This window comes from Waltera sp., assembly GCF_046969025.1.
GTDB lineage: Bacteria > Bacillota > Clostridia > Lachnospirales > Lachnospiraceae > Acetatifactor > Acetatifactor acetigignens.
Map to the genome: position 1 here is coordinate 77,365 of NZ_JBKVQF010000003.1, position 20,043 is coordinate 97,407.

Genomic DNA, 20,043 nt, shown 5'->3' on the forward strand with positions numbered 1-20,043 from the left:
TTATGTAGGAAAGCACTGTTTCGTACCATGTCTTCTGAATATGTATTTTTCTACAGCTCTTTTAACTGGATCCTGCGCGCCACACTCAATACCAGTCCGATCTCCGACAGCAAAAACAATGCCGAAGAACCTCCGTAACTGATAAACGGCAGGGAAATTCCGGTGTTGGGAATGGAGTTGGTAACTACGGCAATGTTTAAGATCGCCTGGATTGCGATATGTCCCATAACGCCCACCACCAGCATGGCGCCGAACAGGTCCGGTGCATTATTGGCAATGACCATCATCCGCCACAACAGCATAATGAACATGAGAATAATGGCAACCGCTCCGAACAATCCCAGTTCCTCGCAGATAATGGAGAAGATCATGTCGTTCTGTGCCTCGGGCAGGAAGCTTAACTTCTGCATACTCTGCCCCAGTCCCTTGCCCCAGATGCCACCGCTTCCGATGGCATACAGTGCCTGCAGGGTCTGGAAGCCTTTATCCTGTGCCTGACTTTCCGGGTTCAGCCACGCCTGGATTCTTGCCAGACGGAACTTGCCACCGATCTTATCTCCCAACTGTACGACTGCGACTACCAAAAGTCCAGCCGCCGCCAGTACGCTGCCTCCCATGATGATGAATTTCTTGTAATCCGGGCTTGCCACGAATACCATCAGCACCGCAATACCCATAATAATAATGGCGGAACTCAAATTATCCGTAATGAGGTACACCGATGCTGCGATCGGCAGGGGTGCCGCCATCATGGTAAAGAAGCCTTTCATGGTACGGACGCTTTTTCCCATCTTGCATACCAGACTTGCCAGGAACAGGATCATACACAATTTCGCTACTTCCGCAGGCTGCAGGTTGAAGCCCGTATGTGGGATACCGATCCATCTGGTAGCGCCGTGGGAAGTGATACCCAGGGGGGTCTTTACCAGGAAGATCAGGATCATGGACACCACATATCCCAGGGTGGCAAACCGTTCCCAGAAGGTATACGGGATATTGGCAATGACCATCATGAAGACCAGACCGATGATATTGGCGATCAGCTGTTTCTTCATATAATAGGCGGCATCTCCATAGGAATCATAAGCCTCATAGGAGCTGGCCGAATAGATCATGATCAGTCCGAATCCCAGTAAAAACAGCACAATAAAAAGCAGGCTGTAGTCAAAAAAGTATTCGGATTGTTGTTTCTTTTTACGTCTTCTTCCCCGCGTTTCCGCCATGCCTGCTTTTACTCCTTACTTCTGTTATGATTTCTTATTCCGCCAGTCCGTGTACATATTCCTTGAAAAGCTGTCCTCTGACTTCATAGTTCGGGAACATGCCCCAGCTTGCACAGGCCGGAGACAACAGTACCGCTTCTCCCGGCTGGGCCAGTTCGGTACACAGCTTCAGGCATTCCTCATAGGTATCTGCGAAACGGATCTTATCAAAGCCATGCTTTCTGGCACACTCGGCAATCTTCTCTCTGGTCTGGCCGATGAGGACAAGGCACTTTACCTTGCCATCAAAGCTGTCGATCCACTCATCGTACTCGCTCTGCTTGTCATAGCCTCCGCCGATCAGCACGGTAGGCTTGCTCATGGCTTTGATGCCCTGGATCGCCGCATCGGGATTGGTTCCCTTGGAATCGTTGTAATAGTCCACACCGCCCTTGGTAGCCACGAATTCGATCCGGTGCTCCACCGCATGGAAACCGCGGATCACAGTAAGGATCGTCTCCATGGGCACCTGCATACCTTCTGCAATGGCTATGGCTACCATGACATTTTCCACATTGCACAGGCCTACCAGATTCATATCCTTGTGAATATCCATCAGTTCGGTCTCTTCGCCGTTCACACTCTTGATAATCTTGTCTCCCCGCAGGAAGTAACCGTTTTCCAACTCGTGATGGGAGGAGAACAGTACCGGAGTCGCAGGACATCTTCCTGCGAAATCTCTGGTATAATCATTGTCATAATTCAATACACAGATATCATTTTTTGTCTGGTGGGAAGCCACTGCTTCCTTGGCTGCCACATAGGCCTCCATGGTATGATGTCTGTTCAGGTGATCCGGTGTAATATTCAGGATGGCTGATACTACCGGATGGAATGTATGTATGGTCTCCAGCTGGAAAGAACTGATCTCTCCCACGGTGACACTATCCTTTGACGTCTTCGTTACTTCCAGTGTATAAGGGTTGCCAATATTACCCACTACAAAGGTCTTCTCCGCACCGAAATGAGCTTTCATGATCTCACCGGTCAATGTGGTGGTGGTAGTCTTGCCGTTAGTGCCGGTAATGGCGATCACTCTGCCTTGCTCTGCAAGGAATCCCAGTTCGATCTCTCCCAGGATCTGTACCCCGCGGTCCCTCATACGGTTCACCAGAGGAATATCCGTAGGTACTCCGGGGCTTAAAACGGCTGCCTGAATGCTCAGTTCTACCTCCTCCGGCAGTTCTCCGGCGATACAGACTGCCTTGCTTTCCCCGGGAAGCTTCGCCTCCAGATCTTCCTTTGTCAATTTATCACTGCTGTCATACAGAACCACGTCTGCATGGTATTTTTCCAATAAAGCCACTGCACCGATCCCGCTGATGCCGGAGCCGATGACCAGACATTTTTGTCCTTCTAACATTTTCCTTACCATACCTTTCTGTAAAAGTCCATTAGTTCATTATAACGCATTCCCTACAAATGGGGAAGAGATTTTTACAGGAGACTTACGCAAAGAAGCCCTCCAACATATATATGTCGGAGAGCTCCGGTTCATTCCAGTTTCTGTGTACAATAATCTTCGGTTCTACGCTTCTACGATCAGATATCTGCCGTCTCCGATATCGAATACTTCATCTGCCTCCAGAATCTCATCATCCACAGCGCCGTCCACATCCATGCCGGCCTCATCAAAATACTCAATGACATCCTCCACGGAATCTACCACGACTGCCATGCACTCTTCCAGAAAATCTTCTGCCTCATCCAGTGTCTCTGCTACAGCTTCCGGAAAAAGCTGGAGCTGTTTGTCCAGGAAGCATTCCAGTACCGCATCATCATACTCTCGCATGCTATTACCTCCAAATTCTTACAAAAATGTCTTATTTATTTTCATAATAATATGGATATAAGATTACGTCAATTAGCAATTCGATATAGATGTAAATTGAGAGTTAGTTAAATACATTGGCAAAATCCACGAACTCCCGGAGCATGCGATACACATGTCTCGATGTAAGGTCTCCGGATGTGAATTTTCTACGAAAAGTGATGAGTAGTTCTCGTCATGACGGGGCCGCCTACAGTCGACATCCATGTCGACAATCGGCTGACGCGGACATCGTGTCCGCTTTCCCCCTGCCTTTCAGCACTTTTCTAGAAAATATCAACATCCTCCGACAAACATCTTCGACATGGCACCGCATACGCCGGGAGTTCTGCGTTTTGGAAAGCTTTCAAAAAAACCAGTAGCCCCGGCTGGGTATAAGAATAAGCAGTGCCGTAAGCAGACGTCGGTACCATAGCGTCCCAAGGGACGCATTGCGGTCGTATTGTGACCGCTTATGTACCGCTACGCTCTGCGACAGGAGCGCATCGTACTAAAGTACGAGCGTGCCGCGTTTCTTATACCCTGCCAAGGGCTATGGGGATTTGATAGCATTTCTTCACTAACTTTCAATTATTCGCAATACTTCAACAATTCCAACGGGTGGGCGATAATAGCATCGGCGTGGCCTTCTTCCAGTTCCTTGCGGTTGCGGAAGCCCCAGAGGACTCCTACAGTGAAGGCACCTGCCGCCTTGCCGGTCTTCATATCTGTAGCGGTGTCTCCCATGTAGAGCACTTCGTCTGCGGTGAGACCGAACTGGTCTAAGATGCGGAAGACTCCGGCGGGATCGGGCTTGATGGGCACGCCGTCCACCTGTCCCTGCACCACATCAAAATAGCCCTTACCAAACAGGCTCTCGATGACATCCACAGTGGCATGGTGGGGCTTATTGGATAATACGGCGATCTTCATGCTGCGTTTCTTCAACTCTTCCAGCAGCTTGGGGATTCCTTCATAAGGCTTCACCTGATACATACAGTTCGCCTGGAAGATCTCCTTGTATCTGGCATAGGCTGCTTCAAAATGGGTGAGTTCCGTATCGCCACCCTTGATCAGTGCCCGCTTTACCAGATTGGCGGCACCGTCTCCCACAAAATATTTATAATCCTGTACCGAGAAAGGTCCATAGCCGAATTCCGCCATGGTCTTGTCTCCGCTGTATTTCATGCTCATAATAGAATCGGATAAGGTTCCGTCCAGGTCAAAAATTGCTGCTTTCTTCATTCTGTTCTCCTACACTAATCTCAATCCATGCAGTTCCTGATAGACTCTTCCCACGGGAAGCCCTACCACATTATTGTAATCTCCTTCAATGCCGCGGATATACCGTGCACAAAATCCCTGAATGCCATAGGCTCCCGCCTTGTCCATCGGATCCCCGGTAGCCACATATTCCCGGATCTGTGCATCGGTCATAGGATAAAAATGCACTGTGGTCTTCTCATGGAAAGTCAGCGTCTTCCTCTCACCGTTTTCCTCATAGAGGATCGTCACGCCTGTGTATACCTCATGTCCTCTGCCCTGCAGCATAGTAAGCATGGCTGCCGCAGCTTCCGAATCCGCAGGCTTACCCAGAATCTTGCCGTCGCAGGCGACCACAGTATCGGCTCCCAGCACAAGGGTGTCCGTCATCGTAGCTTCTCCACTTTTCTGTTCCGGATCAAAGACACCACTTACCGCAAGCTTCTCCCACACCGCTTCCGCCTTCTGCGCTGACAGTTCTTCCACCACTTTCGCCGGCTCTGTGGAGTTGATCTTCTCCTCGGTCTCGCTGACCACAACATCGAAATCCAGTCCGATCTGTGTCAGAAGCTCCCGTCTCCTGGGGGAGGCGGATGCCAGTATGATCTTCTTATTCATGATGTGTCTCCGGGATAAAAGTTCTGCTTTCGATGGCAGATTCTCCCGCAGCCTCCTTTGCTTTTTGAATGGCCTCCAGGCAGAACGCATCCTGGGAATTGAACAACTGCTTTCCTCTCTTGTCCTGCTTCTCATAGCTGCCATCCGGCTGTAAAATAGAAGCCTTCACATTATCCTTCAGCTGACTGTTCAGAATATGTAATAACTCTTCCTTCAGCTCCGGGCGATCTACCGGGAAGAGGATCTCCACACGACGCTCCAGATTACGGGGCATCCAGTCGGCACTTCCACAATAGATCTCATAATGGTCATCATTTGCAAAATAAAAAATACGGCTATGCTCCAGGAAATTGCCGACGATGGAGCGGACACTGATATTCTCGCTGACACCGGGGATTCCCACCTTCAGGCAGCAGATACCTCTGACGATCAGTTCGATCTTCACGCCGGCCGCACTTGCTTCATACAGGGCACGGATAATATCCTTGTCGCAGAGGGAGTTCATCTTCGCAATGATATGAGCATTCTTTCCCTCCAGCGCATAATTTTTCTCACGCTCGATCAGGTGCAGGAACTTATCCTTCAGCCATAACGGTGCCAATGCCAGCTTGTTCCAGAACAGTGGCTCAGAATAACCGGACAGCATGTTGAATACTGCCGTGGCATCCTCGCCGATGCGCTCCGCGCAGGTCAGCATACCCACATCCGTGTACAGCTTCGCCGTAGCATCGTTATAGTTACCGGTACCCAGATGGACATATCTGCGGATGCCATCCTCTTCTCTGCGGACCACCAGTGTGATCTTGGAATGAGTCTTTAATCCCACCAGTCCATAGATAACATGACAGCCTGCCTTTTCCAGCATTCTCGCCCAGACGATATTATTTTCCTCATCGAAACGGGCTTTCAGTTCCACCAGTACTGTGACCTGCTTGCCGTTCTCGGCGGCCTGAGCCAATGCCGCAATAATGGGAGAATTGCCGCTGACACGATACAAGGTCTGTTTGATAGCCAGTACTTCCGGATCTCTCGCCGCCTGACGGATGAAATCCACCACTGGCGTAAAGCTCTGGAACGGATGATGTAAGAGGATATCTCCCTTACGGATCTCCTCGAAAATATTGCAGCCTGCGGGAAGCTCCGGTGACTGCTGGGGCTCATACTTGGGAGTCTTTAAATGGTCAAAGCCCTCCAGCCCGTAGATCTTCATCAATACAGTCAGATCCAACGGTCCGTCGATTTCATAAATATTCTCGGGCTCGATGTTCAATTCCTTCTTAATGATCTTCAGCAGCCGCTTATCCATGCCGCTTTCCACTTCCAGGCGGATGGCTTCGCCCCACTGACGCTTCTTTAACTGCTTTTCGATCTCCTTTAACAGGTCTGCCGCCTCATCCTCATCAATGCTCAGATCCGCATTTCGCATGATACGGAAAGGATGGGCACAGACAATATCATAATTCAGAAACAGCTTATCCATGTTCCGCTCAATGATCTCTTCTAACAGAATGATCTTGCAGGCCTTGCCCTTAGACGGGATCCGTACCACACGGCTCAGGACACTGGGCACCTGTACGGTGGCGAATTCCAGTTCCTCGTCACTGTTTTTCTTCCGCACCATGGCTCCGATGTTCAGAGATTTGTTGCGAATCAGAGGGAACGGTCTGGAAGAGTCCACGGCCATGGGGGTCAGCACAGGATACACATTTTCCTGAAAATACTGATCCACATACGTTGCCTCCTCCGCCGTCAGCTGCTCATGCTCTCTGATGATATGCAGACCGTTTTTCTCCAGAAGAGGGAGTAAGGAACGGTTATAGGTGGAATATTGCAGATCCACCAGTTCATGGATTGCTACATGCAGCGCCTTTAACTGCTCTGTGGGCGTCATGCCGGCAATATCCTTTTTGGTATAACCCGCATTTTCCATATCCTTTAAAGATGCCACGCGGATCATGAAAAATTCATCCAGGTTCGATGCTGTGATGCTTAAAAATTTCAACCGTTCGAACAGTGGGATGCTCTTGTCTCTGGCCTCGTTCAACACTCTATAGTCGAACAGTACCCAGCTCAGTTCCCGGTTGGTATAATATTTCGGATCTTTAAAATCGATTTCCATTTTGCCCTGCTGCCTCCCTTAAAATTTCTTTTTCTGCCGGATCACCGGGGTAATGCTGTATACTTCCTTGAAAAATTCCGTGCTGGTCTGGAAGAATCCCTTTTCCAGCGTAATATCTTCCTGGGTGTCCACCTTCAGAATCAGTTCATTCTCCTGTAAAACGGCCTTGACACCTTTCATTTTCTGTTTGTGGCTGCGGTCAAGGCTGTTGGCCAGACGTAAGATGGCAGTCAGTTTGGCAACCGTTAAGTAGCTCGCCTTATCCAGTCCCATAGGGCGCTCCTGTGCCTGCCCATAATAGACGAAATCGCTGTGGTTAAACCTTACCACGTTAGCCACGATCTCCCGCTCCATATGGGACAATCCGATCATTTCCGTTGCCATGATGATGTCATAGGAAGCCTCGCCGACATTGAGCAGGCTGATATATTTTCCACAGTCGTGCAAAATAGCGGCCAGCCGCAGATACAGGCGTTCTCTCTGCCCCATGCCATGCACTTTTTTCATACTGTCAAAAATCGTGGTCGTGATATGTTCCAGGGTATCCGCTCTCTTACTGCTGCCATTGTAGCGCTTGCTGATATTCAGTGCGCAAGCGATAATATCCTCCGCAAAATCATGCTCGCCACGGAACATTTTGTTCTGCTCCGCATACTCATAGGCGATACCGTCGCAGAGTGTTACGCCCGGTGCCCAGACCAGTTCCGCGCCCATGAGTTCTGCAATTCGTCTGGTCAGAATGGCACTGATGTACACCAGAGGCACTTTCTCCTCCGCAATATCCATCCGCTTCGCCAGCTCCGTGGTGCCTTTGGTACGAAGGGCTTCCATCAGCTGGGAAAATGCCTTGCGATCCACTACGGCATTGACTTCTCCCCGCTCGTGAGCCTTGCGCACCGCCCAGGGAGACAGGTAATCGTCCACGATGATGATATTTTTGATCTCGCGGTCCTTGAGATACAGCTTCTTGTAATCATCCAGCTGTGCCGTAGCCAGTTCGTCCACCAGACGCTCCATCTGAGTGCTGCCCGCGTTCAGATGATTCAGCAGTTCCTGCAGCCGCAGTACCCCCAGCCGCAGGTTCTGTGTGGAGACCAGTGTATCCTTGTCGAACAGGGAAATCTGGATACTACCCCCGCCGATGTCCAGGATCGCCGTCTTTTCCTCAATGATTCTGCGGAAAGTCTCTCCCTTGGAGGCAATAGACTTGTAATCCAGAAAACGCTGTTCGGAGTTGCTTAAGGTCTCCACCCGGATGCCGGTACGCTGTTCAATCTGATCCTGTAGGATCAGGGTATTTTGCGTCTCCCGGATGGCACTGGTACCGTAGGCTTTGTAAGCTGTCACCTTGTAGGATTCCATGATCTGTGCAAATTCTTTCAAAGTATGACACAGGTCATCTATTTTCTCATTGCTAATCTTCCCGTGGGCATAGGTGTCCGAGCCCAGGTCGATCCGCTGGCGGATACAGTCGATCTCCCGCATGGTATTTTTCCCGGAGAGATCAAATATTTTCATGGTGAGTTCAAAGCTGCCCACATCAATGGCTGCGAAGGTTTTTACACTCATAAGGTTCCTCACTTTCCTAACAGGTAATCAATGAACTGCTGGGCACTTCTTCCGGACAGTCCGCCGTGGGACAGTTCCCATTTGTTGGCTTCCAGTAAAAGTTCCTCTTCCGGCATCTCCACATGATAACGCTCCGCCAGAGTCTTCACGATATTCTGGAATTCCTTTTTGTTGGGAGCACCGAAATAAATGGTCACGCCGAAACGGTATACCAGCGACAGCTTCTCCTGTACGGTATCGCTGGTGTGCATATCCTCTCTGGTCTCCTCCTTGTCACTGTAGTTCTCGCGGATGAGATGGCGGCGGTTGGAAGTAGCATAGATCAGGACGTTCTCCGGCTTTTTCTCCAGACCACCCTCGATGACAGCCTTTAAGTATTTGTATTCGATCTCGAACTCTTCGAAGCTCAGGTCATCCATATAAATGATAAATTTGTAATTGCGGTTCTTGATCTGGCTGATGACCGTGTTCAGATCCTGGAACTGATGCTTGTAGACCTCGATAATACGCAGGCCCCTGTCATAATATTCATTGGCAATGGCTTTGATGCTGGAAGATTTACCGGTTCCCGCATCACCGAACAGCAGGCAGTTGTTGGCCTTTTTACCGTTTACAAAAGCCTCGGTATTGTCTACCAGTTTTTTCTTGGGAAGCTCGTAACCTACCAGATCATCCAGTTTCACATGGGCAATGTTCAAAATCGGAACGATATGTACACCCTCCTCGTCATGGGTAATGCGGAAGGACTTGTGCAGGCCGAATTTGCCGACACCGTATTCCTTATAGAACTGGGTCAGTGTAGCCTTCATCTCCTCGGCCGTTCCGTCTGCGCAGAACTTTTCCGCCAGTTCACAGATGCGGGCACAAATTCTCTTATTGTACACCTTGCTCTCCTGCATGCTGCTGGCATAATTTTCAATGATGGAAAATTCCGGCACATGAAGCTGCTCCATCATGGGGGCAAAATCAAAGTCATAGAATTCCTTGAAAATGCGGATGTCATGCAGTGCCGCATCGTTGATGGAACCGACGATCTCTCCGCGGATCTCGCAGCCACAGCTGTAGCTGTTCTCGTTATTCACCAGGAGATTGGCCAGATAGCAGTGCCACAGATTCCCGTGGAAACCGTAATTGCCTGCCAGATCGATCAAATCATGAATGCACTCGTAAAACAGTGCCGCCATATCTTCCATGTTGTAATATTCGTCATCGTAATGGGACATGAGGAACGCCATGTCATACAGCAGTTCTCCGTCCTCGAAATCACGGTATACGATCAGTTCTTTTTCTCTCATATGTCTAACCTTCTTGTTTTATATGTTTTAACTATTCAGAGCCAATGGGCGAAGTAACCACATGAGCAAATAACATGCAGGCATGTTATTTAAGTAAGCCTCGCAGAGGCGGTTTTGCGAATGGGTTTCTGAATAGTTGTTATGCTTAATAATTGCCCAGTATCTTCATGCTGCGGGCTTCTTCTCTGAGTCCCCGCAGTGCGTTTTTCACCGCGCTGTCCGCAAGATTGCCTTCGAAATCAATAAAGAAGCGGTACTCCCAGTTCCTCTCGGGGATCGGGCGGCTCTCGATCTTGGTCATGTTCAGATTGTTGTAGATAAAATGGGACAGAATGTGGTACAGGGATCCGCTCTCATGGGGGATTTCCAGACACAGGCTGATCTTGTTGGCATTTTTGCGGAAGATCTTCTGGTTCGTCACAATGATGAAACGGGTGGAGTTGCTGTCGGAATCGTTGATCCCTTTTTCCAGAATCTCCAGTCCGTAGGTCTGGCCCGCATATTCGCTGGCGATGGCCGCCTGGGTCTGATCCTTGTCCTTTGCCACCTTCAGTGCTGCGAAAGCGTTGTTCTGCATGCTGATCTGCTGCCAGTCATGCTCGGAGAGATATCTGGCGCTCTGCATCAGGGACTGGGGATGGGAATAGACTCTTTTGATCTCTTCCATCTTCGTGCCGGGCAGTGCCAGCAGGCAGTGTTCGATGGGGATCACCTGCTCTCCCACGATATAATTCTCGAATTCTACCAGCAGATCATAGATCTCATTCACGATTCCGGCGGTGGAATTCTCAATGGGAAGTACTGCGAAATCCGCACTGCCTTCATCAATAGCACTCATGGCATCCCGGAAAGTTTCCACATGGAAGGCATTGACATTTTCCCCGAAAAATCTGTGCATGGCAGCCTGGGAATAAGATCCCTCCGCTCCCTGGTAGACCACTCTGGCACAGTCGGTTTCCAGTTCTTCCACGCCGATAAAAGGAAGCCTTCCTTCACTTCCGTGGGCGGCTAACAGCTGGTACTGAAGCTTCCGGCTCATGGACATGATCTGTTCAAACAGTTCTTCCACGCCGTGGCTGTTGAAATCATTATGGGTCAGTGCCTTAACTCCGGCGATCTTCTCCTGCTCTCTCTGTTTGTCAAATACTTTTTTGCCGGTCTCTATTTTATATTCCGCCACCTGTCTGCTGACATCCATGCGCTTCTCATAGAGATCCACGATCTGCCGGTCAATGGTGTCGATCTGTTGTCTTAACTGTGATAAATCCATGCTGTTCTCCTTAACTTAACTGATATCCACGAATTGCTCCGCTGCAAAGCAGCTCCCGCAATTCTCAAACATTCGGAATCCGCTGACTCCAAATGTAACTATTCAGAACCACATTCGCAAAACCGCCTCTGCGAGGCTTTTCTGAATAACATGCTTGCATGTTATTTGCTCATAGTGGTTACTTCGCCCTTTGGCTCTGAATAGTTACATTCTATCTCACTTTTTTCTTGTTAGCAAGCAAGAACCGAGGTATAATATTAGATATTACAAAAACTTTACATTTCATTTTACATAAAGAGGGATTGCTTATGAAAGATAAAAAAGCCTTATTGATTCTGATTCCTTTTCTTCTGTTCGTGATCATCATCGGTGCATTTGCCATCGTGGGAGACCGGATCCCTGACAATCCCCCGGAGACCGTGGGGAACACCGCCGGAAATCTGAACAATTCCGGCTACTTCTGCGAGTATGATGGAAAAGTGTATTTTGCCAATGTCTATGACAGCGACACCCTGTACTCCATGGATCCTTCGGAGCAGAATATCAAAAAACTTGGAAATGCCTCCGTACAAAATATCCTGGCTGGCGGTAAATTCCTCTACTATTATCAGACCGGAGCTTCCGGGGATGCCGGGATCGGTGCTCTGCGAACTGTGCGTTCCTTCAACCGCTGTAAGCTAAACGGCAGCGACGTCACAGGACTTACCAGAGATCCCATTTCCACCGCCCAGCTGATGGGAAGCAACCTCTATATTATGACCGTGGATGATAACGGGCCTTTATTTTACCGTATGAAGATCGACAAGTCTGACAAGACGGAACTTGCCAACTTCGAGATCAATCCCGCCAGCGCCGTAAACGGCACCATTTATTACAACGGTACGCAGGACAACCACTATCTCTATGCCATGAATACCGCAACGGACGGAGTTTCCACCGTATGGGACGGCAATCTGTGGTATCCCATCGTACAGGGAGATTATGTCTACTATATGGATGTGGAAAATGATTACCGCCTGTGTCGTTACTCCCTGTCCCGGAATGAGATCGAAGTCCTGACCAACGAACGGATCGACTGCTTCAATGTGGGTTACGGTTATGTGTACTATCAGGTGAACGGCGAAGAAGCCTGCCTGAAATGCATGCGGGATGACGGAAGCGACTCCTGGGTCATTGCCGAAGGCAATTATACTGCCATCAATATGACATCCCAGTATGTCTATTTCCAGATGTTCGGAGATGACTCTTCCTGGTATCACTCTCCATTAGGCAGTCAGAGCTACAGCGGATTTGACGCAGCCAGACAGGCCGCGCTGGATGCTATGAAAAAATAATGTAACGATTCAGAGCCATGAAATATGAGCGGATGTTCGTCGAATGCTTGCATTTGTAAGAGCATCCGCTCATATTTCTTTGGCGAAGCAGCTTGTATGAGCAAAAAGAAAGCATCGAAGATGCGATTTTGCGAATACTGCTCTGAATAGTTACAGAATACTAACATAGCAAGAGCCGCAGACATTCCGCCTGCGGCTCTTATTTTTCGTTCCCGTTGCAAATTGATTTTAACCTTCCTCGATATGGTTCAGGCCCTGATTCAGAATCGTGATGATATGGTCATCCGCCAGTGCATAAAAGATCGTCTTGCCGTCTCTGCGGTTCTTCACCAGATCCATCTGCTTCAATACCCGTAACTGATGGGAAATGGCAGACTGTGACATACCAAGCAGAGTGGCTATGTCATACACACACATTTCGGAGCACAGCAGCACCGACAAGATCTTCAGTCTTGTAGCATCTCCAAATACTTTAAAAAATTCTGCCAGATCCTGTAACTCCTCCTCCGGCGGCATCTTCTCATCAATCTGCCGGATGGTTTCCGGATCTGCGGAAAGATAACTGTTCTTCTCTTCCATTTTATTTCTCCATTATTTACTCTGTGATCCCTCTCTCAACAGAGGTTTTCTGCACTGACTGTTATCTACGGTTAACTATATTTACTATACACTATTTCTGCGAATTCGACAAATGAAAATATTGCCGCATGCCCTCTGTCATGGTGATCGTTCCCTCATGGTCGATGAACAATCCTTCCGCATCATACTTTTCCAGAAGTTGCTGGCCTTCCTCCTGTCCCAGTACAAAGCAGGCCGTAGACAGGGCATCACTTAAGAATCCGTCCTTCGTCACGATGGTGACCCCCGCCACATCACTGTGGGCCGGTGATCCGGTCCGCGGATCCAGTATGTGATGATATCTGACACCATCCACTTCCACATAGCGTTCATAATCTCCCGATGTGGATACACAGTGCCCTCCGTCCAGTGTCAGCACGCCCACACTTTCCGAAGGATCCAGCGGATCTGTCACTGCGATCTGCCAGGCTCCGCCCTCCGGCTTGCTTCCGTAAGTCAGGATGCTGCCGCCCACGGAAATCACGGCACCACTTACCTCCGGATGCGCTTCCAGTGTCTTAAGGATCTCATCCAGCGCCACACCTTTTCCCACAGCTCCCAGATCCAACTGCATTTCTGCGGGAATGCTCACCGAATCCCCGTCCGCCTGTTGTTCCAACTGAATTTTCTGCCAGCCTGTGGTGGCAAGAGCCTCCGCGATCTCTTCCTGCCTCGGCAGTTCATAATCCCCGGAATCTCCGGCAGCCGCCCAGGTATCAATGTCCCACAGACGACTGAGCCGGCCGATACTGACATCAAAGGCCCCGGCACTCTCCTCTGAGATCTGCCGGCATCTTCCCAGCCACTCAGCCATCGCAGGAGATACGGAGTTCTGCCCTTCTCCAGCGGCTGCATTGATCCGCGCCACTTCCGCACTTTCCAGTCTCCAGGAAAGTTCTTTTTGTTCCAGATCGTTTAGTTTTTGTAAAAGAACATCTGTTATTTTCTCATTTATTTTACTATTTGTTGTGGTTGCGGAATTTCCGGTAACATAAACGGTCTGGGAGATCACGGTTCCCATGGCGGTATCTATGCTTTTTTCGCATTCCGTTTTCTGCCCGCATCCCGCCAGAAAAAACACCGGGAGCATTGCCAGTAACGTTGCCCGCCGCAACACCCGGGGCGTTTTCAAATACTTCTTCATTTTTTTCATTCCTTTTGCTATACTGTTCTCATCAGAAAGGAGTTCCTTATTCCTATGAATCTTTCCATGAATGATCGAAAAAAAGCAGTTCTCCTTACCACCGCTCTGCTTGTAATAGCTGTCCTTTGCGTAGTGCGGATCTATGTAGTCTCGCACAGTTCCGTAGAAAACGGTCAGGCTCTCTATGCCGATCTCTATCAGAACGGCGAATTATTGCAGACCATCCGTCTGGATACGGTGACCGCCGAATATACCTTTGAGGTCTCCGGGAATGCCGGTGCCACGAATACCGTCTGTGTCCGTCCGGGCAGCATTGCCATCGTCTCTGCGTCCTGTCCGGATCAGATCTGCGTGCATCAGGGATTTATCAGCACCTCCCTGCTCCCCATCACCTGTCTGCCCAATCGGCTGGTGATCCGGGTCAGAGAAGAGGTTTCCGTTCCGGATGACACTGCACCGGTTCCGGACGGCGTGACCTATTGACAGAATACCATTTTTGCCTGCACAGCGTACCAAAATGCACGGTACCAAACCACCGGACCATTTACGAATTACGAAAACACGGAGATTTTTATGAAACCACCTGTAACTACCAGAAAACTGACGACGCTTTCTCTGCTGGCGGCCATTGCACTTGCGCTGTATGCCGTGGAAAGTGCTCTGCCCCCCATTGTCCCGATCCCGGGCATCAAGCTGGGGCTTTCCAATATAATAACGCTTGTTGTTCTATGGAAATATTCCGCAAAAGACGCCTTTTTCGTGCTTCTGGTGCGGATCCTTTTAGCGACCATGTTCTTCGGGCAGGCCATGAGTCTCCTGTACAGCCTGTCCGGCGGTATACTCTGCCTGTTTGCCATGTTGCTTGTGAAGCTGCTGTTGCATGGGAATTACCTGTTCCTCGCAAGCATGACAGGTGCTGTTTTTCACAATCTGGGGCAGATTGGTGTTGCGTTTTTACTGACTTCCGTTCCCGCCGTGCTTGTCTATCTGCCGTTTTTGCTTCTCAGCGGTCTGGTGACCGGTTTGTTCATTGGTCTCTGTGCCCGCTTTACGCTTCGCTTCCTTCCGTGAGATCCACGGGAAGCTCCGCCAGCATCTGTGCTACGGTCTTGTGAGTAATGGGATGACGGAAATTCGGTGCCAGCTCACTTAATGGCTTCAGTACAAAATAACGGTTCTCCATATCTACATGCGGGATCACCAGATCCTCGGAGCTGTAGATCAAGTCATCATAGAAAATAATATCCAGATCCAGTGTCCGGGGGCCCCAGTGGATCTTCCGTTCCCGTCCTTCCGATGCCTCGATCTTATGCAGTTCCCGCAACAGTTCTTCCGGTGTCAGCAATGTCCGGATCTCAAACATTCCGTTTACAAAATTCTCCTGTTCCACACCGCCGTAAGGCAATGTCTCCAAAAGCTCCGATACCTTTTCTACTCTGATATTTTTACTATTCTTAAGCTGTGCCAGTGCCCGCGCGATATGTTCTCTGCTGTCTCCCATATTGGAACCCACGGCAATATAGGCTTCATGCCATTCCCTGTGAATTGCCACAGATACACTGCCAAAGGGTAACGGAATCGGAGCCTCAGGCTTGCGGATCTCCAGATCCAGTCCCTGTACCAGTGGAAACTGCTGTAATACTTCGTAAGCAGTCCGCTCCGCCACCGTTTCGATCAATTGAAAAGTATGCTGTTGCATGAACTCCGTGATAAACTGGCAGACCTCTCCGTAATTGGTGGAGAGACTTAAGTCATCCGCCAGTCCTGCCGGACGGGTATTCGTATACAACGTGGCATTCACATAAAAATGCTGTCCTTTTTCATTTTCTTCCGGATATACGCCGTGATGCGCGTATACTTCCAATTCTTCGATACGGATCTGGTCCTCATAAGTGCCTTTTTTCATTTGCCGACTCCGCCTTTCCCAACGCTTCTTCGCAAAATATCAGTTGCTGCTGTTTAAAATAGCTTCACACATTTTAATGGTGCGGACATTTTCTTTCACATCATGCACCCGGACAAACATACATCCCTTCTGGACGCCGAACATGGTAGTCACCAGCGTTCCCTCCACTCTCTCCGTCACCGGCAGATCCAGTGTCAGCCCGATGACCGACTTGCGGCTGCATCCCAACAGCAGGGGATAGCCGAACATATTCAGTTCTTCCAGACAGTTGATGATCTCCAGATTGTTCTCGTAGGTCTTGCCGAACCCCACGCCGGGATCCAGAATGATCTTCTCATCCGCAATGCCTGCCGCTTCCGCCAGATGGATCGTGTCTGCCAGATCTGCCGCCACATCCTGCATGAAATCCTGATAGTCCGCCTCTTTGCGATTGTGCATCAGACAGCAGGGCAGGCCGCTCTTTGCAATGACTTCCGCCATGTGTCTGTCGTATTTCAATCCCCAGATATCGTTGATGAGATCCGCTCCCGCGCGGATCCCCGCCTCTGCCACACCGCTTTTGTAGGTGTCCAGGGAAATGGGAATATCAAAATTTGCCTTCACAGCCTCGATCATGGGTACGACTCTGGCAATCTCCTCCTCGTCAGATAGCAGGGTATAACCCAGACGCGTGGACTCTCCGCCGATGTCCACAATATCCATCCCCTCAGCGATCATTTCTTCCACATGCTTCAATGCCCGGTCTCTGTCATTCCACTTTCCTCCGTCGGAAAAAGAATCCGGGGTCACATTCAGGATCCCCATTACATAAGTATGTCCTTTGGTCTGAAACTCTCTGTTGCCAATCTTCATTTGTTTTCTCCCTCATGTTTGTATTATTTTTTGTCCGGATATGTTCCCCTACCGGGTACAGCTTTGCGAATTTCTCGGTTCAGCCTGTTGCACTCAGTACCTGATCGTCAGGTTCTTCTTGCCGTCTTTCCAGTTGCAATCCTTCTCCGCATCGCAGGCGAAGCAGGCACGGCTTGCCTTGTCCGCCCGGTAAAGAACGCCGTTTAGGTTCTTCTCTTTCGCGGCCTCGGGATCTCTGTGCCGTGAGATTGCAGTTACAATAACATCCGTTTCTTTATCGTCAAATCCACAGTCCTTAAGGATCTCCGGTGCGATCCGGACACTGGCCTGCTCATGAGGCGTGCCGTTCTCGTACTGTTCATGCTTCCCGCAATCATGGAGCAATGCCGCCGCATAGATCCACTCCCAGTCCAGTTTCAGTCCTTCCTCCAGAGCTATGATCGTCCCGATCCGGGCCACATCCAGAAAATGCGCCATACCATGACGGCAGAAGCGTCTGTCTGCTTCTGCCGCATTATTTTGTCCTAAATGGTATAAAAACAAATCATGATTTAATATTTTATCAATTCTATCCATCAAAGTCTCACCATTCCGTCCCGGTCTCTTTGCAGCTTTCGTCCGCATCCATAATGTCTACCGGTTCACCAGCTGTAAAAATCTGTCCTGCAATTCCTTATTCTCCGCAAAGACTCCCCTTGTCACCATGGTAACGGTCTGGCTGCCGGGCTTTTTGATTCCGCGCATGGTCATGCACATATGCTCTGCTTCCAACATTACCATAACTCCCTGAGGCGCCAGATATTTCATGATATCATCAGCGATCTGCGCCGTCATCCGCTCCTGGATCTGTAATCTTCTGGCATATACCTCCACAGTCCTGGCAAGCTTACTCAGACCCACAACCTTGCCATCGGGGATATACGCAACATGAGCTTTGCCGTAAAAAGGCATCAGATGATGCTCGCACATAGAATAGAAGGTAATATCCTTCTCCAGTACCATCTCGTTATTGTCTACAGAGAAGACCTTCGACAGATGCTCTCCCGCATCCTGATCCATACCGCCGCAGATCTCTTCATACATCCTGCCGATCCGCTCCGGTGTCTCCTTCAGTCCTTCTCTATCGGTATCTTCCCCGATTCCTTCCAGTAAAAGCTTTATTGCTTCCTGTACTTTCTTCTGATCTACCATTTTCACCGCCTCGCTTTCTGTTTATTCCCTGCTGTCTGTCTCTTCTCCATGAGCTTCAGGATTCTTCCCAGATAAGAGAGAGAGCCGAAGCACAATATCACATCATCCCGTCCTGCCAGCAGGTGACTAAGCTCCACTGCCTCTTCCAGGCTGTCCACCGCCGTCACATTGGGGTGTACCTTTGCCACCTCCGTTGCCAGATCATAAGCATGCATGGCTCTGGGATTGTCCGGAGGTGTCACCGTGAGAATCTGATCCGCATACTTCTCCGTCAGCGCGATCACGCGGTCCACTTCCTTGTCCTTTAACATTCCCATTATATAGATAATTCTTTTGTTTGTAAAATAGAATTCTATGGAATCCGCAAGTTTTGCGGCTGCATCCTCGTTATGCGCGCCGTCCACTATAAATAACGGGTGTTCTTCCAGTATTTGCAGCCTTCCGTTCCAGACAGTCTCCTTCAGGCCTTTCCGAATGGCAGTCTCTTTGATCTCATAACCGCATTTCCCCAGAGCCTGCACCGCTTCTACCGCCAGCACAGCATTTGCTACCTGGAATTTCCCCGCAAGGGTGATCTCCAGCTTTTTATAATTTCCATAATCGAAGGTCTGCTTTTTCAGTCCGTATTTCACATGCTTTGCATTTGCCACATCTGCGATGGTCAGCATGCAGCCAAGCTCTGCCGCCGTCTGCTCCACAACCTTTTGTGCCGCTTCCTTTTGCCGCATGGAGACCACCTGACATCCCGGCTTACAGATTCCGGCCTTATGTGCTGCGATCTCCTCCAGACTGCTACCCAAGAACTTCATGTGATCCATACCGATGGATGCCAGTACCGCCACCTGTGTGGTGGTGATCAGATTCGTGGCATCCTCTCTGCCGCCCATGCCGGTCTCCAGCACGACGATATCGCACTGTTTCTTCCGGAAATACCAAAAAGCCAGCGCCGTCTCGATCTCAAAAGGCGTGGGATGATGGAACCCGTCCTGCACCATTGCCTCGCAATGCTCCCGGATGATTTCCAGACCATCGCACAGATCCTTATGGGTGATCTTCTGCTTTCCGATCTGGATTTTTTCACAATAATCAATAATAACAGGTGATATATATTTTCCCACACGGTATCCGGCAGCCTGTAAGATATTGGAAATATAGGCAAGTGTGGAACCTTTTCCGTTGGTTCCCGCAATATGTACGAATTTCAGGTCGTTCTGCGGATCTCCCAGCCTTCTGCACAGCTCTCTGATGCTGTCCAGCCCCGGAACAATGCCGTAGGTTCCCACTTTTTCCATATATTTCATTGCTTCCTGATAGTTCATAGCAGTCTCTCCCGTATCATACACTGAAAATTTCATATACTATGTCCATGAAAATGACAAAATCCATCGCAAACTCTTTGAAAACCTTCGGCAGGAGCTTTCTCCTGTGCGGACTGTGTGGCTGGTGCATAGAGATCCTGTTCACAGCGCTGCACTCCCTCCGGCGCAGGGATCTGCGTCTTACCGGTAATACTTCTCTGTGGATGTTCCCCATCTACGGCTCCGCCTGCCTGCTTGCACCCTTCAAACGGCTTTTTGAGCACCTGCACATCAGTCGTCCCGGGCGCGGGCTGTTCTATATGGCAATGATCTTCACCGTGGAATATCTCAGTGGGCGCCTATTGTGGAAGCATGGTCTCTGCCCCTGGGATTACGGTAAAAGCCGTTTCCACATCCACCGGATCATCCGGCTGGACTATGCCCCCTGGTGGTTCCTGGCAGGACTGTTTTTTGAAAAAATCCTGCCCTGAGCC

At 49.7% G+C, this 20,043-nt stretch carries 20 protein-coding genes; 4 read left to right on the forward strand and 16 right to left on the reverse strand.

Going from position 1 to position 20,043, the window contains the following annotated elements; translation table 11 throughout:
* Positions 1–50: 50 nt before the first annotated feature.
* The 9 genes from ACLTOH_RS02245 to pheA form a co-directional block, all read right to left on the reverse strand.
* Positions 51–1,223, reverse strand: coding sequence for an FtsW/RodA/SpoVE family cell cycle protein (locus tag ACLTOH_RS02245; protein ID WP_118539812.1), 1,173 nt, complete (start codon positions 1,221–1,223; stop codon positions 51–53).
* A 34-nt stretch (positions 1,224–1,257) separates the two neighbouring features.
* Positions 1,258–2,625: a UDP-N-acetylmuramoyl-L-alanine--D-glutamate ligase gene (murD, locus tag ACLTOH_RS02250; protein WP_412223226.1), complete on the reverse strand. Its 1,368-nt coding sequence runs from the start codon at positions 2,623–2,625 to the stop codon at positions 1,258–1,260.
* 165 nt (positions 2,626–2,790) lie between these two features.
* Complete coding sequence (locus ACLTOH_RS02255; RefSeq protein ID WP_022312581.1) at positions 2,791–3,054, reverse strand: hypothetical protein; 264 nt, start codon at positions 3,052–3,054, stop codon at positions 2,791–2,793.
* A 609-nt stretch (positions 3,055–3,663) separates the two neighbouring features.
* Positions 3,664–4,317 (reverse strand): HAD family hydrolase, encoded by a 654-nt coding sequence (locus tag ACLTOH_RS02260; RefSeq protein WP_412223227.1) that lies wholly within the window; start codon positions 4,315–4,317, stop codon positions 3,664–3,666.
* 9 nt (positions 4,318–4,326) lie between these two features.
* Entirely contained in the window at positions 4,327–4,953 is a 627-nt protein-coding gene (locus tag ACLTOH_RS02265; protein WP_412223229.1) for a Maf family protein, read from the reverse strand.
* Positions 4,946–7,072: an RNA degradosome polyphosphate kinase gene (locus tag ACLTOH_RS02270; RefSeq protein ID WP_262594179.1), complete on the reverse strand. Its 2,127-nt coding sequence runs from the start codon at positions 7,070–7,072 to the stop codon at positions 4,946–4,948. The genes ACLTOH_RS02265 and ACLTOH_RS02270 overlap by 8 nt, the downstream gene beginning before the upstream one ends.
* Before the next feature lie 18 nt (positions 7,073–7,090).
* Entirely contained in the window at positions 7,091–8,641 is a 1,551-nt protein-coding gene (locus ACLTOH_RS02275) for an exopolyphosphatase (protein WP_412222000.1), read from the reverse strand.
* 8 nt (positions 8,642–8,649) lie between these two features.
* Complete coding sequence (locus ACLTOH_RS02280; protein ID WP_262594182.1) at positions 8,650–9,936, reverse strand: ATP-binding protein; 1,287 nt, start codon at positions 9,934–9,936, stop codon at positions 8,650–8,652.
* Between the two features lie 145 nt (positions 9,937–10,081).
* The gene (pheA, locus tag ACLTOH_RS02285) at positions 10,082–11,206 is read right to left on the reverse strand and encodes a prephenate dehydratase (protein WP_412223230.1); all 1,125 of its coding nucleotides are present in this window, start codon (positions 11,204–11,206) and stop codon (positions 10,082–10,084) included.
* Between the two features lie 308 nt (positions 11,207–11,514).
* On the opposite strand from pheA, the gene ACLTOH_RS02290 reads away from it, so the two are divergent.
* Positions 11,515–12,540, forward strand: a complete 1,026-nt coding sequence (locus tag ACLTOH_RS02290; RefSeq protein WP_412223231.1) for a DUF5050 domain-containing protein — start codon at positions 11,515–11,517, stop codon at positions 12,538–12,540.
* A 228-nt stretch (positions 12,541–12,768) separates the two neighbouring features.
* On the opposite strand, the gene ACLTOH_RS02295 is transcribed toward ACLTOH_RS02290, so the two are convergent.
* Complete coding sequence (locus tag ACLTOH_RS02295; protein WP_022154707.1) at positions 12,769–13,119, reverse strand: ArsR/SmtB family transcription factor; 351 nt, start codon at positions 13,117–13,119, stop codon at positions 12,769–12,771.
* Positions 13,120–13,210: 91 nt separating this feature from the next.
* Entirely contained in the window at positions 13,211–14,302 is a 1,092-nt protein-coding gene (locus tag ACLTOH_RS02300) for an FAD:protein FMN transferase (protein WP_412221997.1), read from the reverse strand.
* Positions 14,303–14,356: 54 nt separating this feature from the next.
* Between ACLTOH_RS02300 and ACLTOH_RS02305 the strand changes: the two genes are divergently transcribed.
* Positions 14,357–14,785 (forward strand): NusG domain II-containing protein, encoded by a 429-nt coding sequence (locus tag ACLTOH_RS02305; protein WP_117465833.1) that lies wholly within the window; start codon positions 14,357–14,359, stop codon positions 14,783–14,785.
* A 90-nt stretch (positions 14,786–14,875) separates the two neighbouring features.
* The gene (locus tag ACLTOH_RS02310; protein ID WP_117465832.1) at positions 14,876–15,373 is read left to right on the forward strand and encodes a Gx transporter family protein; all 498 of its coding nucleotides are present in this window, start codon (positions 14,876–14,878) and stop codon (positions 15,371–15,373) included.
* Here the strand turns inward: ACLTOH_RS02310 and folK are convergent.
* The 5 genes from folK to ACLTOH_RS02335 form a co-directional block, all read right to left on the reverse strand.
* Entirely contained in the window at positions 15,351–16,208 is an 858-nt protein-coding gene (gene folK / locus ACLTOH_RS02315) for a 2-amino-4-hydroxy-6-hydroxymethyldihydropteridine diphosphokinase (RefSeq protein ID WP_412223233.1), read from the reverse strand. The genes ACLTOH_RS02310 and folK overlap by 23 nt on opposite strands.
* Positions 16,209–16,247: 39 nt before the next feature.
* Entirely contained in the window at positions 16,248–17,060 is an 813-nt protein-coding gene (gene folP, locus ACLTOH_RS02320; protein ID WP_227733740.1) for a dihydropteroate synthase, read from the reverse strand.
* A gap of 93 nt (positions 17,061–17,153) precedes the next feature.
* On the reverse strand, positions 17,154–17,684 hold the full coding sequence (locus ACLTOH_RS02325; protein ID WP_412223234.1) for an HD domain-containing protein: 531 nt from the start codon (positions 17,682–17,684) through the stop codon (positions 17,154–17,156).
* Between the two features lie 9 nt (positions 17,685–17,693).
* The gene (folE, locus tag ACLTOH_RS02330; protein ID WP_118539072.1) at positions 17,694–18,251 is read right to left on the reverse strand and encodes a GTP cyclohydrolase I FolE; all 558 of its coding nucleotides are present in this window, start codon (positions 18,249–18,251) and stop codon (positions 17,694–17,696) included.
* A 2-nt stretch (positions 18,252–18,253) separates the two neighbouring features.
* Entirely contained in the window at positions 18,254–19,570 is a 1,317-nt protein-coding gene (locus ACLTOH_RS02335; protein ID WP_412223236.1) for a bifunctional folylpolyglutamate synthase/dihydrofolate synthase, read from the reverse strand.
* Between the two features lie 47 nt (positions 19,571–19,617).
* Between ACLTOH_RS02335 and ACLTOH_RS02340 the strand changes: the two genes are divergently transcribed.
* The gene (locus tag ACLTOH_RS02340) at positions 19,618–20,040 is read left to right on the forward strand and encodes a putative ABC transporter permease (protein ID WP_412223237.1); all 423 of its coding nucleotides are present in this window, start codon (positions 19,618–19,620) and stop codon (positions 20,038–20,040) included.
* Positions 20,041–20,043: the final 3 nt, after the last annotated feature.

Bases quoted from the DNA above. Each gene is read 5' to 3' on its own strand.
- ACLTOH_RS02245 (WP_118539812.1), bottom strand. From the start codon at position 1,223: ATGGCGGAAACGCGGGGAAGAAGACGTAAAAAGAAACAACAATCCGAA.
- murD (WP_412223226.1), bottom strand. From the start codon at position 2,625: ATGTTAGAAGGACAAAAATGTCTGGTCATCGGCTCCGGCATCAGCGGG.
- ACLTOH_RS02255 (WP_022312581.1), bottom strand. From the start codon at position 3,054: ATGCGAGAGTATGATGATGCGGTACTGGAATGCTTCCTGGACAAACAG.
- ACLTOH_RS02260 (WP_412223227.1), bottom strand. From the start codon at position 4,317: ATGAAGAAAGCAGCAATTTTTGACCTGGACGGAACCTTATCCGATTCT.
- ACLTOH_RS02265 (WP_412223229.1), bottom strand. From the start codon at position 4,953: ATGAATAAGAAGATCATACTGGCATCCGCCTCCCCCAGGAGACGGGAG.
- ACLTOH_RS02270 (WP_262594179.1), bottom strand. From the start codon at position 7,072: ATGGAAATCGATTTTAAAGATCCGAAATATTATACCAACCGGGAACTG.
- ACLTOH_RS02275 (WP_412222000.1), bottom strand. From the start codon at position 8,641: ATGAGTGTAAAAACCTTCGCAGCCATTGATGTGGGCAGCTTTGAACTC.
- ACLTOH_RS02280 (WP_262594182.1), bottom strand. From the start codon at position 9,936: ATGAGAGAAAAAGAACTGATCGTATACCGTGATTTCGAGGACGGAGAA.
- pheA (WP_412223230.1), bottom strand. From the start codon at position 11,206: ATGGATTTATCACAGTTAAGACAACAGATCGACACCATTGACCGGCAG.
- ACLTOH_RS02290 (WP_412223231.1), top strand. From the start codon at position 11,515: ATGAAAGATAAAAAAGCCTTATTGATTCTGATTCCTTTTCTTCTGTTC.
- ACLTOH_RS02295 (WP_022154707.1), bottom strand. From the start codon at position 13,119: ATGGAAGAGAAGAACAGTTATCTTTCCGCAGATCCGGAAACCATCCGG.
- ACLTOH_RS02300 (WP_412221997.1), bottom strand. From the start codon at position 14,302: ATGAAGAAGTATTTGAAAACGCCCCGGGTGTTGCGGCGGGCAACGTTA.
- ACLTOH_RS02305 (WP_117465833.1), top strand. From the start codon at position 14,357: ATGAATCTTTCCATGAATGATCGAAAAAAAGCAGTTCTCCTTACCACC.
- ACLTOH_RS02310 (WP_117465832.1), top strand. From the start codon at position 14,876: ATGAAACCACCTGTAACTACCAGAAAACTGACGACGCTTTCTCTGCTG.
- folK (WP_412223233.1), bottom strand. From the start codon at position 16,208: ATGAAAAAAGGCACTTATGAGGACCAGATCCGTATCGAAGAATTGGAA.
- folP (WP_227733740.1), bottom strand. From the start codon at position 17,060: ATGAAGATTGGCAACAGAGAGTTTCAGACCAAAGGACATACTTATGTA.
- ACLTOH_RS02325 (WP_412223234.1), bottom strand. From the start codon at position 17,684: ATGCGGACGAAAGCTGCAAAGAGACCGGGACGGAATGGTGAGACTTTG.
- folE (WP_118539072.1), bottom strand. From the start codon at position 18,251: ATGGTAGATCAGAAGAAAGTACAGGAAGCAATAAAGCTTTTACTGGAA.
- ACLTOH_RS02335 (WP_412223236.1), bottom strand. From the start codon at position 19,570: ATGAACTATCAGGAAGCAATGAAATATATGGAAAAAGTGGGAACCTAC.
- ACLTOH_RS02340 (WP_412223237.1), top strand. From the start codon at position 19,618: ATGAAAATGACAAAATCCATCGCAAACTCTTTGAAAACCTTCGGCAGG.